Source organism: Weissella tructae (assembly GCF_000732905.1).
Lineage (GTDB): Bacteria > Bacillota > Bacilli > Lactobacillales > Lactobacillaceae > Weissella > Weissella tructae.
Genome location: NZ_CP007588.1, coordinates 1,277,146 through 1,294,132, shown reverse-complemented (window position 1 = coordinate 1,294,132; position 16,987 = coordinate 1,277,146). Strand labels below are relative to the sequence as shown.

Annotated in this window: 20 protein-coding genes; 18 read left to right on the top strand and 2 right to left on the bottom strand. The window is 42.0% G+C overall.

Annotation, left to right across the window (positions count from 1 at the left end; all coding sequences use genetic code 11):
- Nucleotides 1-33: 33 nt before the first annotated feature.
- From WS08_RS06425 to WS08_RS06415, 3 genes are all read left to right on the top strand, one after another.
- Complete coding sequence (locus tag WS08_RS06425) at nucleotides 34-1,023, top strand: asparaginase (RefSeq protein ID WP_009765153.1); 990 nt, start codon at nucleotides 34-36, stop codon at nucleotides 1,021-1,023.
- Between the two features lie 17 nt (nucleotides 1,024-1,040).
- Nucleotides 1,041-1,364 (top strand): YdbC family protein, encoded by a 324-nt coding sequence (locus WS08_RS06420; RefSeq protein ID WP_009765152.1) that lies wholly within the window; start codon nucleotides 1,041-1,043, stop codon nucleotides 1,362-1,364.
- A 272-nt stretch (nucleotides 1,365-1,636) separates the two neighbouring features.
- Nucleotides 1,637-2,311 carry a hypothetical protein gene (locus WS08_RS06415; protein WP_144242039.1) on the top strand — a complete coding sequence of 225 codons (675 nt, stop codon included), beginning with the start codon at nucleotides 1,637-1,639 and terminating at the stop codon, nucleotides 2,309-2,311.
- Nucleotides 2,312-2,382: 71 nt separating this feature from the next.
- Here the strand turns inward: WS08_RS06415 and WS08_RS06410 are convergent, their stop codons facing one another.
- Together WS08_RS06410 and WS08_RS06405 are read right to left on the bottom strand one after the other, a co-directional pair.
- Nucleotides 2,383-2,940, bottom strand: coding sequence for a cysteine hydrolase family protein (locus WS08_RS06410; RefSeq protein ID WP_009765150.1), 558 nt, complete (start codon nucleotides 2,938-2,940; stop codon nucleotides 2,383-2,385).
- Nucleotides 2,941-2,954: 14 nt separating this feature from the next.
- Nucleotides 2,955-3,341, bottom strand: coding sequence for a PaaI family thioesterase (locus tag WS08_RS06405; protein WP_009765149.1), 387 nt, complete (start codon nucleotides 3,339-3,341; stop codon nucleotides 2,955-2,957).
- Between the two features lie 146 nt (nucleotides 3,342-3,487).
- Between WS08_RS06405 and menB the strand changes: the two genes are divergently transcribed.
- The 15 genes from menB to WS08_RS06335 all read left to right on the top strand — a co-directional run bounded on the left by menB (nucleotide 3,488) and on the right by WS08_RS06335 (nucleotide 16,958).
- Nucleotides 3,488-4,309 (top strand): 1,4-dihydroxy-2-naphthoyl-CoA synthase, encoded by an 822-nt coding sequence (gene menB / locus WS08_RS06400; RefSeq protein ID WP_009765148.1) that lies wholly within the window; start codon nucleotides 3,488-3,490, stop codon nucleotides 4,307-4,309.
- A 72-nt stretch (nucleotides 4,310-4,381) separates the two neighbouring features.
- A complete protein-coding gene (gene menE, locus WS08_RS06395; protein WP_009765147.1) occupies nucleotides 4,382-5,815 on the top strand; it encodes an o-succinylbenzoate--CoA ligase in 1,434 nt (477 codons plus the stop codon).
- Between the two features lie 102 nt (nucleotides 5,816-5,917).
- On the top strand, nucleotides 5,918-6,610 hold the full coding sequence (locus tag WS08_RS06390; protein WP_009765146.1) for a response regulator transcription factor: 693 nt from the start codon (nucleotides 5,918-5,920) through the stop codon (nucleotides 6,608-6,610).
- A gap of 2 nt (nucleotides 6,611-6,612) precedes the next feature.
- Entirely contained in the window at nucleotides 6,613-7,854 is a 1,242-nt protein-coding gene (locus WS08_RS06385) for a sensor histidine kinase (protein WP_009765145.1), read from the top strand.
- Between the two features lie 207 nt (nucleotides 7,855-8,061).
- Nucleotides 8,062-8,271: a hypothetical protein gene (locus tag WS08_RS06880; RefSeq protein ID WP_144242038.1), complete on the top strand. Its 210-nt coding sequence runs from the start codon at nucleotides 8,062-8,064 to the stop codon at nucleotides 8,269-8,271.
- 214 nt (nucleotides 8,272-8,485) lie between these two features.
- Nucleotides 8,486-9,598, top strand: coding sequence for an A/G-specific adenine glycosylase (gene mutY, locus WS08_RS06380; RefSeq protein ID WP_009765144.1), 1,113 nt, complete (start codon nucleotides 8,486-8,488; stop codon nucleotides 9,596-9,598).
- A gap of 115 nt (nucleotides 9,599-9,713) precedes the next feature.
- On the top strand, nucleotides 9,714-10,433 hold the full coding sequence (gene rsmG / locus WS08_RS06375) for a 16S rRNA (guanine(527)-N(7))-methyltransferase RsmG (protein ID WP_009765143.1): 720 nt from the start codon (nucleotides 9,714-9,716) through the stop codon (nucleotides 10,431-10,433).
- A gap of 13 nt (nucleotides 10,434-10,446) precedes the next feature.
- Nucleotides 10,447-11,214: a ParA family protein gene (locus WS08_RS06370; RefSeq protein ID WP_009765142.1), complete on the top strand. Its 768-nt coding sequence runs from the start codon at nucleotides 10,447-10,449 to the stop codon at nucleotides 11,212-11,214.
- Nucleotides 11,204-12,124 (top strand): ParB/RepB/Spo0J family partition protein, encoded by a 921-nt coding sequence (locus tag WS08_RS06365; protein ID WP_009765141.1) that lies wholly within the window; start codon nucleotides 11,204-11,206, stop codon nucleotides 12,122-12,124. Before WS08_RS06370 ends, WS08_RS06365 begins: the two co-directional genes overlap by 11 nt.
- Before the next feature lie 11 nt (nucleotides 12,125-12,135).
- Nucleotides 12,136-12,333, top strand: coding sequence for a DUF951 domain-containing protein (locus WS08_RS06360; protein WP_009765140.1), 198 nt, complete (start codon nucleotides 12,136-12,138; stop codon nucleotides 12,331-12,333).
- 17 nt (nucleotides 12,334-12,350) lie between these two features.
- Nucleotides 12,351-13,451: a redox-regulated ATPase YchF gene (gene ychF, locus WS08_RS06355; protein WP_009765139.1), complete on the top strand. Its 1,101-nt coding sequence runs from the start codon at nucleotides 12,351-12,353 to the stop codon at nucleotides 13,449-13,451.
- Between the two features lie 26 nt (nucleotides 13,452-13,477).
- Nucleotides 13,478-14,200, top strand: coding sequence for a DUF1129 family protein (locus WS08_RS06350; protein WP_009765138.1), 723 nt, complete (start codon nucleotides 13,478-13,480; stop codon nucleotides 14,198-14,200).
- Nucleotides 14,201-14,232: 32 nt separating this feature from the next.
- Nucleotides 14,233-14,922, top strand: a complete 690-nt coding sequence (locus WS08_RS06345; RefSeq protein ID WP_009765137.1) for a response regulator transcription factor — start codon at nucleotides 14,233-14,235, stop codon at nucleotides 14,920-14,922.
- A gap of 39 nt (nucleotides 14,923-14,961) precedes the next feature.
- Nucleotides 14,962-16,050, top strand: coding sequence for a sensor histidine kinase (locus WS08_RS06340; RefSeq protein WP_009765136.1), 1,089 nt, complete (start codon nucleotides 14,962-14,964; stop codon nucleotides 16,048-16,050).
- Between the two features lie 44 nt (nucleotides 16,051-16,094).
- Nucleotides 16,095-16,958, top strand: coding sequence for a DUF975 family protein (locus WS08_RS06335; protein ID WP_009765135.1), 864 nt, complete (start codon nucleotides 16,095-16,097; stop codon nucleotides 16,956-16,958).
- The last annotated feature ends 29 nt before the right edge of the window (nucleotides 16,959-16,987 follow it).

Genomic DNA, 16,987 nt, shown 5'->3' with positions numbered 1-16,987 from the left:
CACAATTGATAGGGGACGGTGAGGAGTACGACGATGCAAGAAATTCTAATTCTAACGACTGGGGGCACGATTGCCTCACAAGAAACAGATAATGGTTTAGCACCAGGTATGCCTGATGAAAAGTTGATGACGTATTTTGAACCACGACCAGGCATTAATTTGTCAATTGAAACGGTGATGAATAAAGATTCTTCAAACATGCAACCAGAAGATTGGTTAACAATGGCTGAACGTATTCAACATCATATTGATGATTATGATGCCTTTATTATCACACATGGAACAGATACCATGGCCTACACGGCAGCGGGTTTGGCTTACTTGTTGAACAATGTCAGCAAGCCAATCGTCATCACTGGGTCACAAGTGCCATTAGAAATGATTGAAACAGATGCGATTCGCAATCTACACGATGCATTAACTGTTGCGAGTCAAGCAGACTTGCGTGGTGTGTACTTAGTATTTAATGGTCTGGTCATGGCAGGAACACGTGCTGTGAAGACCAAGAGTAAGAGTTACGGTGCATTTGAGAGTATCAATTATCCATACCTTGCGAGCGTCGCCGATGGACAATTTAAGATGTTATATGAACCACGTGAAAATGATAAGATTGTGATGAGCGAATTGGCCATCGACACGAATGTCTTTGTCTTGAAAGCATTCCCCGGGATGCCGGTTGAAATCTTTGATTACTTAGGTGATACAGCGCATGGTGTTATTATCGAAAGTTTTGGAAATGGTGGTTTGCCATTTGAACGTCGTAATCTAATTCCAGCCATTGAAAAGTTAACTGCACGTGGTATTCCAGTTATCATTACAACGCAGATTCTGGAAGAAGGACAAGATATCAACTTGTACGAAGTTGGTAAGAAAGTCGCGGATGCTGGTGGGATTACTGTTGGGGACATGAACACAGAAGCGGCCGTTGCTAAATTAATGTGGGTCTTAGCGGACACACGTGACTTAGATAAGGTTCGAGTGTTGATGCAAACACCAATCGCTCACGATTTGAATTTTGTGTAAATGAAAGGGGTAGCGTTATGGCAGATTTGAAGTTTGATATTCTACAAGAGTTTGGGACGCTTTCAACTAGTAAAAGTGGTTGGGAACTTCAATTGAACTTTGTCCAATGGGGTGATAATCAACCTAAATTTGATTTACGCACTTGGTCACCTGATCACAAAAAGATGGGGAAAGGCCTAACGCTAAATCACGATGAAATTGTGAAACTGTCAGCTGTTCTGCAAGATGTTTTAAACGCAGAACAAACAGGGCAAATGAATGCCATACCAGAGCCTGTTTTTGAAGAAGAAATGCCTTCAGAAAACGAAGCACCTGCTTGGTCTAAACTTGGTGATATGTAAATAAGTTCGTTAAAAAACTCGATTTTAGGATCGGGTTTTTTATTTTGCTTATTTTTCAAATATTTTATTTTAGGACGTAGGGTAGATGATTAACAGGGTGGCGTAATGATGATGCGAGGTAAGAATGTTGGTGTCACGAGCTTTGAACTTGTTAAGTAGATTAACGATGAAATAAGTAATGGAAACCTGCATAAAATCCACTGATATAGGCACTTGTGTAACGGTCGGCGATTCGCTAATATTAGCCCATAACTTATGTAAAGGGAGGCAAGATGATGCGAATGATTGTGATGAACCATGTGCAGAAAATGCGAAATATAACAGAATTTGTGCAGCAGGCAAGAATAATGGCCGTCGATGCTATTCTTATTTTATCGGCTGAACAATCTGTACAGTCGGGGACACCAGACACGGTCTATAATGTGGTCTTAGCTGATGATGGTATTAGTCGTTTGTATCGTGATAATCCTGCCTTATTAATCCACCAAGTACTGTGTAATACCAGCCAGACATGGCAATTAGGCTGGGCAACGCAAATGTTGACGCCGACTGCACACCGTGGCGTCGGGCTATTAGTCCAACATGAAACAATCAAATTATGGCGTCGCATCATCAATGCGAATATTCAAATTCAAGTGATGGACATGGGACAATATGTCGTAGGAATTATCGTCGTGAAGGACACCCGGCTTGTACGCCGAGCTATGTTACAACGTGTGCATGATTTGTTAAAAGCACAGGTTAAACCAGTCTTATTATTTGGACCGCCTGTTTTTGCGAACGATCTATTAGCTTGGGGATGGTTAGCACGGCATGAATTCACCCAACAAACACTTACTAAGGCATGGGATTGGGAAGTATGGTGTGATTGTGCGGATGAAGTAGGTGTTTTGCAGACATACCGTTTGCCTGAAGGGCGCGAAGGGTTAATCATCGATTTTAAATAAGGTCCATGAAGGGCATAAAAAAAGTAGTTGTTTCTACGTAAGAAACAACTACTGATATCAATTTAAAAGGATTAGACGTCACGAGAGGTGACAGTCGCTCCCATGCTGTTTTGGAAATGTTGTAAGGCCCAATCATGACCACTAGGTGAAAAACTAGCGACAGCATCGGCATGGACGGTTAGGTCATAGTCTAAATTGTAACCATCAGTGGCTGTGTGTAAGACACAAATATCGGTACATACACCAGTCAAATGAAGTGATGTAATACGACGGCTACGTAGGTAATTATCTAGATTTGTATTAGCGAAACTACTGTATCGATTCTTAGGGTAGACATAAACGTTGGCATCATCTTGATGGTCACGTACCCAATCCGCTAATGGTCCGTAAAATTCGCGGCCCCATGTATCTGCCAAATTGTGTGGTGGGAAAAGGGCCGTTTCTGGATGAAGTGGATCGTTTTCTTCATGTAAATCGGTTGGAAGAATCACCGCGTTACCAGCGGCTAAATGTTCATTAGCCAGTTCAACGATGCGGTTGGCAATGGCTTGGCCAGGTTCACCACAAGTCAAAGCGCCATCAGTTGCGACAAAATCGTTCGTGTAGTCAATAATCAGTAGAGCTTCCATAGATGATTGTCTCCTTATTTTGGACGTGACATGCTTGTAAGTGTCACTGTTGAGAAGGCAGTTTCAGTATCGGTAATCATTTCACGAATGGTGACTTGCCAGGTTTGAATACGCCCACCAATTTTAATCGGTGTGGCACGACCTTCTAGGACCCCTTGTGTTACGCTGGCTAAATGATGTGTTTGAATATCCACACCAACAGCAACTTCGTCTAAACGGCCAGCTGCTTTTAAGGCTTCGTTGGCCCCTAGGCTAGCAGCTTCTTCCGCAATAAGGGCGTTAATTCCGCCATGGACAACGCCGTATGGCTGTTTGGTTTGTGCAGTAATAGGTAATGTAACCGTGACTAATTCAGCGGTTAAAATTTCAGCATTAAGATGCAAAAACTTAGCAACAGTCATAAAGTTCTCTCTTTCTGAGTCTGATTTTAGTTATTTTCTCTATTTTACCCTAAAAAAGTTAGCGAACAAAAGCACAAAAGGATGGAAAATGTTAAGATAAAAGCACTAACATGAAATTAGCGCTGTGAATGTAAGGAGATAAACGCATGGAAACAGTTGAATGGACATCGATTAAAGAATATTCAGAAATCTTATTTGAACGTACAGGTAAGATTGCCAAGATCACAATGAACCGACCAGAAAAGCGTAATGCTTTTACACCCGTAACGGTTGCGGAAATGATTGACGCCTTTAGCTACAGTCGTGATGACGCCTCAATTGGTGTGATTATCTTAACTGGAGCCGGCGACGAAGCTTTCTCATCAGGTGGTGACCAATCAGTTCGTGGGAACGGTGGTTACGTTGGGCCAGACGAAATTGCACGTTTGAACGTGTTGGATCTACAACGTTTGATTCGTGTGATTCCAAAGCCAGTTATTGCCATGGTCCGTGGATGGTCAGTTGGTGGTGGAAACATCTTGCAATTGGTCTGTGACCTAACAGTTGCGGCTGATAACGCGAAGTTCGGTCAAACAGGACCAATGGTTGGATCATTTGATGCTGGTTATGGATCAGCTTACCTAGCACGTGTCGTTGGACACAAGCGTGCCAAGGAAGTTTGGTTCTTGAATGAATTCTACACAGCAGAAGAAGCAATGGATATGGGATGGATTAACCGTGTTGTACCATTGGCTGACGTTGAAACAGCAACCCTAGAATGGGCTGAAACAATGTTGAAGAAGTCACCAACGGCATTGCGTTTCATCAAGGCTGCGATGAATGCGGACACTGATGGTGTGGCTGGTCTACAACAATTGGCTGGAGACGCGACAATGTTGTTCTATACAACTGATGAAGGTAAAGAAGGGCGTAACGCCTTTTTGGAAAAGCGGGAACCTGATTTTGATCAATTCCCTAAGTTCCCATAAGCAAATGATTAATTAAGTGGCGGGGAACCTTAGGTTCAACGCCATTTTTTAATTGGTGGAAAGGAGATGCTCATGCAAAATTGGTTAACATATCAAGCAGAAACAAGACCGGATCATGTCGCGGTGAGTGATGGCACAACAACGTTAACATTTGCTGAAGTGGCAGAAAGTGTCCATACATTAGCGGGAAAACTGGCCAATGTTTTGGACAACAATCCACGAGTCGCATTGATTACGCCTAATACCTTGACTGGTTATACGATGGTGCTGGCGTTACAACAATTAGGACGACAAATTGTGTTATTAAATCGTCGTTTATCTGCAGATGAATTACAGTATCAAGTGATGCATGCGGAAATTTCGCAAGTCATTCAAGATGACGATTTTGGGCATGTGTTGCAAAACGTCCAACAGTTGACCTTTGCAAAGGTACTAGATGTCATGCCGGTTGCATATCAAGCGGTTGAAGATTTTGCGATGGCTGATGTGACAAGTATTATGTTTACCTCAGGGACAACTGGCCGGCCAAAAGGTGTGGAACAGACGTTCGGTAATCATTGGGCATCAGCACAAGCAACGGCAAAAAACTTTGCATTAACTGCAGAGGATACTTGGCTAACAGTGGTGCCGCTCTTTCATATTAGTGGGTTTTCAATTGTGATGCGTTCATTAGTATTGGGGTTAGCGGTTCGTTTCTATGATCATTATGATCCGGAAGAATTGAATGCAGATATTGATCGCGGAACTGGCACAATCATCTCAGTCGTACCTATGATGTTGAAGGGGATGTTAGGGGCTAAAACAGGGCATTATCCAAATCAGTTCAGACATTTCATTTTAGGCGGTGGACCTGTTACCAAAGCAGATTTATTGGCCGGGGATGAGGTAAATGCCCATATCACCCAAACATATGGGATGACAGAAACGGCTTCTCAGATTTTGATGTTGTCGGCTGAAGATGCGGTACACAAATTAGGAACAGTTGGTCGTGCAGAAAAGCCAGTTGAAGTACGGATACAAGAACAAGATATGCAAGGAATAGGTCGTCTCCAAATAAAGTCACCGACATTAACAGTCGGGTATTTAAATGATGACGCGAAATATGCAGCATCGTTTGTGGATGGCTGGTTTGATACAGGTGATCAAGCGAAAATTGATGCAGAAGGATTCATTACGATTATTGGGCGTGAAGGTGACATGATTTCTTCAGGTGGGGAAAATGTTTTTCCTTCTGAAATAGAAGATGCGTACCAAGGGTACCCTGACATTACGGATATGGTCGTCGTTGGGCAAAGTGATGAACGTTGGGGCGCTGTGCCTGTTGCGTTTGTGCATGTCGCAGACCACGCGGTATTTGATGCAGAAGCATTGCGTAAATTCGGTAGAGAACGATTAGCTCACTACAAAGTGCCAAAGGCGTTTATAATTTATGACCAAGCATGGCCACGAACAGCGAGCGGTAAAATTCAACGCTTTGTCTTACAACAAGAATTGTCTGAACCTTAAATATTTAAGGTTCACGTCGAAATAATAGCGGATTTTAAGGTTCAGGAATTATGCTATTGTATAAATATAGAAAATGAAATGAACATGTAAAGGGGTAGGGAAATGGCAAAAGAGACAGTGAAGTTGTTAATTGTGGAAGATGATTTTGCATTGAACGACACAATCAGTGAAACAATCAACGAACTAGGAAGCATTACACAAGTTCATGATGGTGACGAAGGTTGGTATGAAATTGAATCTGGTGTTTATGATGCCGTTATCCTAGATGTTATGTTGCCAGGACAAGATGGTTTTACAATTTTGCGTAAAGCCAAGGAAGCCTTCCCTAATTTGCCTATTTTGATGTTGACGGCGAAGGGTGAATTGGCCGATAAGATGCAAGGATTCGATATGGGGGCCGATGAATACATCACGAAGCCTTTCTATAAAGAAGAATTGCTTGCTCGTCTAAAGACATTGCTACGTCATACAGGTGTACTAGGGCAAGCTGGTGCATTGGAAGTTGGGAACGTACAAGTGTATGTTGAACAACACAAAGTATTGATTGATGGTAAAGAGGTAAATCTACAAGGTCGTGAATTTGGTTTGCTTGTTTACTTGATGCAACACATGGGCCAAATCGTAACGAAGGACCAAATTTTTGATCGTTTGTGGGGATTTGACTCTGATACATCATTGACTGTTGTGGAAGTGTACATGAGTAATCTACGTAAGAACCTACGTAACGCTGATGCAGAAATTAACATCAAGACATTGCGTAATGTTGGTTATTCATTGACTGCACAGGCGGATTAAAGATGGCTGAACGTAAAGCGCCACAAACGCCAGAATATGTGCCATATGTCGCACAAAATTATGAGAATTTACGTCTCCCACGACCACTTCAAAAACTAAGAGAGTCACTGAGTCAACGTGAAAAGATGACCATCTTAATGGTTGTTGGTTTTACGTTGGTGTTTGCGTTGATTAGTTTTTTTGCGGTCGCGCAATTTAAGCAAGTGATGTATAAGCCGGCTGAACGTCGAGTTGAAAAAACATTTGTTGAAAGCCAATCAAATGATAATCTTGAGCCAGCGCAAACGATGGATTACACCGATGAATTGAAAAGCACGTTGATGTTAAAAGAAGATGTTGTGGAAATGAAGAAGTACCGAGGATATTGGTATTTCTTTAAAGCCCACGATAATCAATTAGCGTATTTGAATGTGACGGCGCAATACGATTTGTTGGAAAAAATTTCGTACCGTTTGTTATGGATATTTGGATTATCTGAAATTGCACTGTTGCTGATGGCGATGGCGTTAACCCGTGCTAATATGCGTCCAGTATTACGCGCGTCTAGGCAACAAAAAACATTTATCGCTGATGCAGCGCATGAATTCAAAACCCCGATGACGATTATTCAAAACAACTTGGAACGTATGTTGGAACATCCAAACGACACGGTGATGGATCAAGTTGAAAACATCGCTAATTCCTTGACTGAGGTACGTCATTTGAACCATTTGACGTCTGATTTGTTGACACTTGCGCAATCTGATGCAAGTGTACCAATGTTCCGATTTGATGATATTAACGTGACCGAAGTTGCGCGTGAAGTTGGGGATGTGTACAAGTTGAATGCAGATAGCAAAGAACAGACACTAACCATCGACATGCCGGATGAATTGATTTTGACGGGGGATGCGCAACGTATCCGTCAGTTATTCGTGATCTTAATTGATAATGCGCAAAAATATGCCGGTGAAGGGGCAGCTGTGACGGTTACTGGTGAGCAGAAGAAGGATATGATTAAATTGACGGTTTCTGATACTGGTAAAGGTGTTACAGATGAACAAAAGAAGCGATTGTTTGATCGGTTCTATCGTATTGATAAGGCACGTTCACGCTCGACAGGTGGGCATGGACTTGGACTATCGATTGCAAAATGGGTTGTGCAAGGACATCATGGGACGATCGCAATTAGTGATACGGATCCGCACGGGGTGACATTTACGATTATGTTGCCACGCGCACAAAAGAAACGTACCGTGAAATAATGATTTTCATAGATTAATCATGACCGAAAAGACGATGGCGCCATAATGGATTTCGCCGTCGTCTTTTAATTTAGGATAAGAACAATGGTTCATACGTTTTTCTTTGGTTAATTTAAAAAACGACGGGTTTTTATGAGAATTTGAGAACAAATAGAGGTGTTTCCTAGTGGTAGAATGTCATTGAACTTTTGAATATGGGAGTAAAACATGGCATATCATACGTACGAATTTTTACGTGCACGGCGACATGATCCAAAGTGGCGTGAGCGATATCAAGTGGAACGATTAAAGAGAATCGCAATATTCTTAACTGGGATTTTGTTTTTTGAGATGTTGTTGATTCTATACCAATCTAATGTTGATGTATCAACTTGGTGTCATGAGTTATCGATGAAGGTCACACATTTCTTTAGATAAGCAATATCTTGACGATTCATGGTATGGGAATCATGACACATAACTAAAGTGAGAGACACTGTATACGGGCATTTGCCGTCCCGTGTACAGTGTTTTTTGTTGGAGAAGAAAATTGACAAATACGGGCATAGAATGGCTGGAAGTGTTATGTTTATAGAGACATTAAAAAAATAAATGAAAATACATAGTGACACATGAAAGTGAGTTTTAAAAGATGATTGAAATGTGGTCAGAAGACACAATTAAAGCGTTTAGAGAAACGTTGTTAGCGTGGTACGACACAGAAGGTCGTGACCAATTACCTTGGCGCAAAGATCAAGAACCATACCATGTTTGGGTATCAGAAATTATGTTGCAACAAACACAAGTTAATACAGTTATTCCTTACTACGAACGATTTATGACAATGTTTCCGACGGTAAAAGATTTAGCTGAAGCCCCAGAACAATCAATTCTAAAAGCATGGGAAGGATTGGGGTATTACTCACGTGTTCGTAATATGCAAAAAGCCGCGCAACAGATTATGAACGATCATGCTGGGATTTGGCCAGATAACATGAAAGATTTGTTAGATCTTAAAGGCATTGGGCCGTACACTGCAGCAGCTGTGGCAAGTATTGCCTTTAAAGAACCTGTTGCCGCGATTGATGGAAATGCCTTTCGGGTGTATGCGCGTCTTTTCAAAATTGACGCAGATATTGCGCAACCCAAGACACGAAATTTGTTCTTTGATTTAGGGAATGAGTTGATTGATCCAGTTCGCCCAGGTGATTTTAATCAAGCGATTATGGATTTAGGATCATCTTTCATGTCAGCTAAAAATTACGATTCTGAAAAGTCACCAGTCAAAGCATTTAATGCGGCGTACGCGGATGGAACAGAAGATTTTTATCCAGTGAAGACCAAGGCAAAAAAAGCGAAGCCGATTACGTATTTTGCTGTATCAATTGAGACGCCGGATGGTTATTTGTGGGAACAACGACCAGAAACAGGCTTACTAGCGAATTTTTGGACGATGCCATTGTATAACGTGAATGAATTTATCGGTGATACAGATGCTAAATGGACGGTCGATGAAATGATTGCTGCAACGCAAAAGCGTATTTTGCAGGATTATGGTGTCGAAGTGACATTAACAGCTGTTGCAGGAAAGCCAGTTACGCATATTTACACGCATCAAAAGTGGACAGTCACTATTTTGACAGGCCGTTTAAACGAGACTCAGGATTTGTTGCGTGGTGATTGGCGAAAAATGGACGATTTGATGGCGGATCCGCAACCAAAAATCCAAGAAAAAATTTGGCAAAAAATGTTAACGGACAACTAAGCCAGAAAGCCGTATAAACCCGTGTGAAGTGCACTCGATTCAATCGGTCTAAGAGTTGAATTTATAGGCATTTTAGGGTATTCTTTTATTATTGGAACCAGTATGGAGAAATGATATGAATCCTCAAGAATTTGCGGCGGCATTACGCGAACATGGTGTCGTTTTAACAGACACACAAATCATGCAATATGAAAAATATTACGAACGTCTAGTAGCGGTTAATGAACATATGAATTTGACGGCTATCACGGATCGCGATGATGTCTATTTGAAGCATTTCTATGATTCATTGACGCTTGCTTTCGCTTACCCAGCATTACAAACAGAGCCATTGAAGATGGTCGATGTTGGAGCCGGAGCGGGATTCCCGTCAATTCCATTGAAAATTGCTTTCCCAAACCTAAACATTACGATTATCGACGCGTTGAACAAGCGAATTAAGTTCTTGGCTGACTTAGTTGGTGAATTGGAATTGGAAAATGTGACAGTGACACACGCTCGTGCCGAAGAATTTGGACAAAAGAGTAGTGCGTTCCGTGAAACGTTTGACGTTGCGACGGCTCGTGCCTTAGCCCGTTTGAACATTTTGGGTGAATTGACATTGCCACTTGTTGAAGTCGGTGGTGCATTGTTAGCGATGAAGGGAAGTCAAGCTGACGAAGAACTTCAAGAAGCGAATAAGGCGATTACGACGCTTGGTGGAAAAATTGGTGAACAAATTGACGTGACACTACCTAATGGTGATCCACGTGCAGTTATTGTGATTAACAAAGTTAAGCCAACACCAAAGAAGTATCCACGTAAGCCGGGCGATCCAGTTCGTAAGCCGTTGTAGGAAGGGGAATAAAATGGGACACGTTATTGCATTAGCAAATCAAAAAGGTGGTGTTGGTAAGACAACAACCACTGTTAATTTGGGAGCGTCATTGGCGAGCCTAGGTAAAAAAGTCTTGATCATCGATACTGATGCACAAGGAAATGCGACATCAGGATCTGGTGTGCACAAGTCATCAATCGAAAAGGACGTTTATGATGTGTTGGTTCAAAATGAACCAATCAAGAACACAATCATTCCAACGTCACACGAAGGACTAGATATTGTACCAGCCACAATTCGTTTGGCCGGTGCGGAACTAGAACTTGCGCCTGTTATGGCTCGTGAATTGCGTTTGAAGAATGCAATCTCAGCGATTGATGGCGAATATGACTACATCTTGATTGACAATCCACCTTCACTTGGTTTGGTGACAATCAACACATTCTCAGCAGCGGATGCCATTTTGATCCCTGTTCAAGCTGAATACTATGCGCTTGAAGGTTTGGGACAATTGATGAACAACATGAAGTTGGTGAAGCAACACTTTAACCCTGATTTGGAAGTTGAAGGTGTTTTGCTAACAATGGTTGATGGACGTACAAATCTATCAACAGAAGTTGTTAACAATGTCCGTGATTACTTTGGGAGTGAAGTATACAAGACAACTATTCCACGTAATGTGCGTCTGTCTGAAGCACCATCACATGGAATGGCCATTATTGATTACGATCCAAAGTCAAAGGGTGCAGAAGTGTACTTGAACTTGGCGAAGGAGGTCTTAGCGGCCCATGGTGAATAAGAAGAAGTCTGGCTTAGGTACAGTTGGTGGACTGGATGCATTGTTTGGTGAACAAAATGTTGATACATCATCAATCGAAGTCCAAGAAGTCGCACCTGTTGCAGCTGAAGGTGAAGCAGTTATTGAATTGAGTTTGGGACAAATCGTCACAAACCCATTCCAACCACGTCGTATTTTCGACGAAACAGCTTTGGCTGATTTGGCAGCATCAATTACAGAAAACGGTGTGCTACAACCGATTATCGTTCGCCCTACTGAAGATTCAAAGAAATTTGAAATTTTGGCTGGAGAACGTCGTTGGCGTGCGTCTAAATTAGCTGACCAAACAGTGGTCCCTGCGATTATTCGTGATCTTGATGATCAACAAATGATGCAAGCCGCTATTTTGGAAAACTTGCAACGTGAAGATTTAACACCGTTGGAAGAAGCGCAAGCGTACCGTGACATGATGGATGTGATGAACTTAACGCAAGCAGAAGTTGCGAAGCGTCTAGGGAAAGCACGTTCAGCTGTTGCGAACTTATTGCGTTTGCTAACATTGCCTGACGTCGTGAAGGATTTGGTCAATGATGGATCTTTGTCAATGGGACAAGCTCGTACATTACTAGGTCTACGCAATAAGCGTCGTATTCCTGGTGTTGCAAAGCGTGTTATTGACGAAGGGCTAACTGTTCGCCAATTGGAACAATTAGTTAATAAGTTGAATGAACAAGGTGATGAAGCAAAGCCAACGGCTGTGCCATCAGCTTACCTAACTGCAACGCAAAACATGTTGGAAGATAAGTTTGGAACTAAGGTTAACGTCACACGTAACCAACGTGGGGCCGGAAAAATCGAAATTTCATACTTGTCAGATGATGACTTGGCACGTATTTTTGACGTCTTGGATTTGTCATTAGATAACATGTAAGAGGAACCCCCATGTATGACTTAGGTGATATTGTAGAAATGAAGAAGCCGCACCCATGTGGTGAAAATGCATGGTTGATTACACGCATTGGGGCGGATATGAAAATTGAATGTCAAAATTGTCATCACACGTTGATGATGACGCGACATGATTTTAACAAGCGATTTAAAAAAGTCTTGCAAGCAGCTAACGCTGATGCAAATGAATAGAAAAAGAGGACGACAATATGGCATTGACTGCTGGGATTGTTGGATTACCAAACGTTGGTAAGTCAACACTATTTAACGCGATTACTAAGGCTGGAGCCGAAATGGCTAACTACCCATTCGCAACAATCGAACCAAACGTTGGAATGGTTGAAGTGCCAGATGATCGTTTGGCCCGTATTCAAGAATTAGTACCTGCTGAGAAGTTGGTACCAACAACATTTGAATTTACAGATATCGCGGGAATCGTTAAGGGTGCTTCAAAGGGTGAAGGACTAGGAAACAAGTTCCTAGAAAACATCCGTCAAGTAAACGCTATTGTGCACGTGGTACGTGCTTTTGATGACGATGACATCACACACGTTTCAGGAACTGTTGATCCATTGGATGACATCGAAACAATTAACACAGAATTGATTTTGGCTGACCTTGAAGCAGTTGATAAGCGTATTTCAAAGGTTGAAAAGCTAGCTAAGAAGGGTGATAAGGCATCTGTTGCTGAATTTGCCGTTTTGAGCGAAATCAAGCCTGCGCTTGAAGCTGGAAAGCCAGTTCGTTCACTAGAATTTAACGAAGACGACCAAGCCGTTGTGCAAGGATTGTTCTTGTTGACTTCAAAGCCTGTTTTGTATGTTGCTAACGTGGCAGAAGATGACATGGCTGACCCAGAAGCTGGTTCATACTACCAACAAATTGCGGAATACGCTGCGGCTGAAAACGCACAAGTAATTGGTATCTCAGCACGTGCTGAAGAAGAAATTGCTGAAATGGATGATGAAGATAAGGCTGAATTCATGGAATTGCAAGGAATTACTGAACCTGGATTGAACCGTTTGATCCGTTCAGCTTACCACTTGTTGGATCTACGTACTTACTTCACTGCTGGTGGTAAGGAAACACGTGCATGGACTTTCCGTGCAGGTATGAAGGCACCACAAACAGCCGGAGTTATTCACTCTGACTTTGAACGTGGATTCATCCGTGCAGAAACAGTTGCCTTTGCTGATTTGGACGAATTTGGTTCAATGAAGGCTGTTAAGGAAGCTGGAAAGCGCCGCTCAGAAGGTAAGGAATACGTGGTACAAGACGGGGACATCATGGAGTTCTTGTTCAACGTTTAATCGAGTAGGATTTAAGGGGAAAAAACATGGAAGAAACAACACAAGCAAGTTACCCGCTACAAACACGTGAAGATTTCGCGGCAGCGGGTCTATCAAATCGTAACCAAGAATTTATGTGGGACGTACAAAGCCAAGCAACTGAAGCGCAACGTAACAGTGGTTTAGTGGCACAAGTACAAAGCGAATTGTTGGCTGGTCAAAAGACTGGACAAACAGCCCGTCAAATTTTTGGAACACCACAACAAGCCCTAGGTTTGGAAACAAAGAAAGCGCAAGAAAACGCGCCTGAACGTGGTTATGCCTCATATGGCTTCTGGCCAATCGTTGTTGATAATGCCTTGGTATTCTTCGGAATGTTCACTGGAATGTTTGGATTGATGTTGTTGTTCAGTGGTCAACAAATGTTGGAATCAAATCAACAAAACGTTGGATCATTTGGATTGACTGCATTGGTTCTAACAGCCGTTTCAGGTGGTTTGTTCTTTGGAGCATGGTCAATGATCGTTGCGCCACGTCAAGATGGCTCACAACGTAGTATGTGGTTCCGCTTGGCAGCGACAATTGTTTTGTTTGGAGCATGGTTCATCTGTTACATGAGTTTTGCTTTCATTCCACGTACATTTAACCCAATCCTAGATGGTTGGATTTACCTTGCTTTGGCTGCGTTGACATATTTTGGATTCCGTCGCTGGCGTCAAGCTACAGGAATTCAAGGTGGATTCTTGGGAGGAAGCCAACGCCGTCGCTAAAAGCCACACGAGTAGGTTGAGAGGAGAACGCAATGAAAATTTTGATTGTTGATGATGACCAAGAGATTGCTGAATTACTAGAAATTTACGTAAAGAATGAAGGTTATGACCCAATCACTGCTGGTGATGGGAAAGATGCTTTGAAGAAATTACGTACAAATCCTGATGTCGGGTTAGTTGTTTTGGACATTATGATGCCTGAAATGAATGGAACGGAAGTCGTTAAAGAAATCCGTAAAGACAATGGAGTGCCAATTTTGATGTTGTCAGCAAAGTCTGGGGCAATGGATAAGATTCAAGGATTGATTACTGGGGCGGACGATTACGTTACAAAGCCTTTCAATCCATTAGAAGTGATGGCGCGTATTAAAGCATTACTACGTCGTTCTCAAAATGTGATTCAACAAGATACACCAGAAGTATTGGACGTAGGCCCAATCACCATTAATAAGGACAGTCATGAAGTGAAAACATCAGAAGGTGTGGACATTAACTTAACGGCCTTAGAATTTGGTATTTTGTACTTGTTGGCCTCGCATCCAAACCGTGTGTTTAGTGCTGATGATATCTTTGAACGTGTTTGGCAACAAGAATCAGTGGTGTCAGCTAAGACAGTCATGGTTCACGTGTCACATTTGCGTGATAAGTTAGAAGAAGCAACTGGCGGTAACCAAGTCGTGCAAACGGTTTGGGGTGTTGGTTACAAGATTGAAGTTCTGTAATTCATGATTACAGTGTATAAGATAGATAAGGAGTAGGGCATGAAACCTAAAGCTTTGAGTTGGCTGTTGTTTGGCATGAAAAGTATGGTTTCGGCCCTATTTTTTGTGCTTAGCGGTTATGGACTTGCGAGTCTATTAGGTGCGGTTGGTATCACGATGACCGCCTGGTTGTGGGTACTCATCGGTTTGATTGGACTGGTAGGCTGGGTATTTACGGTGCTGCATTTCTATGATCAAATGATGTTGTCATTTTTGACGCAATTGGTACAACAATTAGAACACGATGTCTCAGACGTTGATGGGCATCATGTGATTCCTGCAGCGCGTTGGGGTCGTGATTTAGATCCAATGGCACGGAGTGTTGAACGATTGTTTGTGCGTGCGCAACAAGCCATGCAAGAGCAACGTGAGATTGAACGTTCAAAGGATGAAATGATTACCAATGTGTCGCATGATTTACGTACGCCCTTAACATCAATTTTGGGATACTTGGGTTTGATTGTCCCTGATGACATGATGATTGATAGTAAACAAGCGAAAACATATGCTAAGACAGCTTATCAAAAGGCTGAGCAAATGAAGTCGTTGGTTGAAGATTTATTCGATTATACGCAGGTGCAACAAGTAGATTTTAAATTACGTTGGGCACCAATGGATTTGGATGCCATGCTACAACAGTTAGCGGCGTCTTATGAATTGGAAGCTAAAGAACGTGGAATGGTCATTTCTACATTAACAGGACCTAATCGCATTGAAATGGTGGGAGATTCTGATCGTTTAGCGCGTGTATTTATGAATCTGATTAGTAATGCCTTGAAGTATGGGGATGGCGCAACTTTTATCCGCTTATCTGCAAAAGTAGATGAAGTAGCGCGAATGGTTGAAGTGCGTGTCACTAATAATGGTGTGAAAATTCCGGATGAAGCAGTTGCCCGTTTGTTTGACCGTTTCTATCGTGTGGAAAGTTCACGAAATCTGGGAACCGGTGGAACTGGACTTGGTTTAGCGATCGTCCAGAGTGTTATTGACGCACATAATGGAACAGTGGATGTTGAATCAACAGATGAAATGACGAGTTTCATTGTGCGTTTGCCATTATTAACTGAAGACGACATCTTAGATGTGTAGTAAAATAAAAACGTTAACACTTAGGGAGTATGGAGGAGTAAGGAATGAAGAAAGATGTATATGCAATTAATCGTCAAGTTAAAGCGCGTGCGCTAGAAGCGTTGACTGGTAATTTTTTCTCAATCTTGAAGATTTTGACATTGCCAGCGGTGCTTATGTTTGTATTAAACATGACTGGTAACGAATATGTTGCGGGTATTGGTGCGGTTGTGTCTGGGTTCTTGATGTTGGGATTTTTCCCATATGCCAGCACATTGATGTCATTACAAGAACGTCAACCACTTCAAGCGCGTGAATATGCGAAGAGTTGGTCATGGTTTGCCTTGTTTACAGTTTGGCGTAATCGTCTAGCGATGGGAGTTGATTATCTAATCTTCGCGGTAATCTTTACATTGTTAGGTTTCGGTTCTTTGTTTGGGCTATTTATCCCAGCTATTTTGATGGGAGCATTGCTAGATGGATTTGCCTTTGCCGGACTAATCATTGCAGGTGTGATGTTCGTTGCTTGGCTTGTATTAGTTATCTGGGTTAGCATCAAATTAGGATTAGTAGATTATGTGTTCTCTGATGCTATTTTTGGAGATATGGATACAACGGCATTTAATGATGTTGATTTTTCACGTATGACTATGTGGGAACGTCTTAAGACAATTATTCGTACAACTTGGACATTGATGACATGGAATGTCTTCTGGCGTTGGGTATGGCTATTTTTGACATTCATTGGTTGGGGACTATTGGGTCTTGTGACATTAGGAATTGGATTCTTATTTGTTGCACCATACATGACAATGGCAAATGTTGCGTTCTACGAACAAATTGTTGGTGAAAAGTACGGAACAACTGAAGAAATCGAAGTCGTTACAATTACTACTGAAGTAGAAGTTGATGTACTAGAACCTAAGTAATCTTAGGGGAAACAGATGTATCATTTATA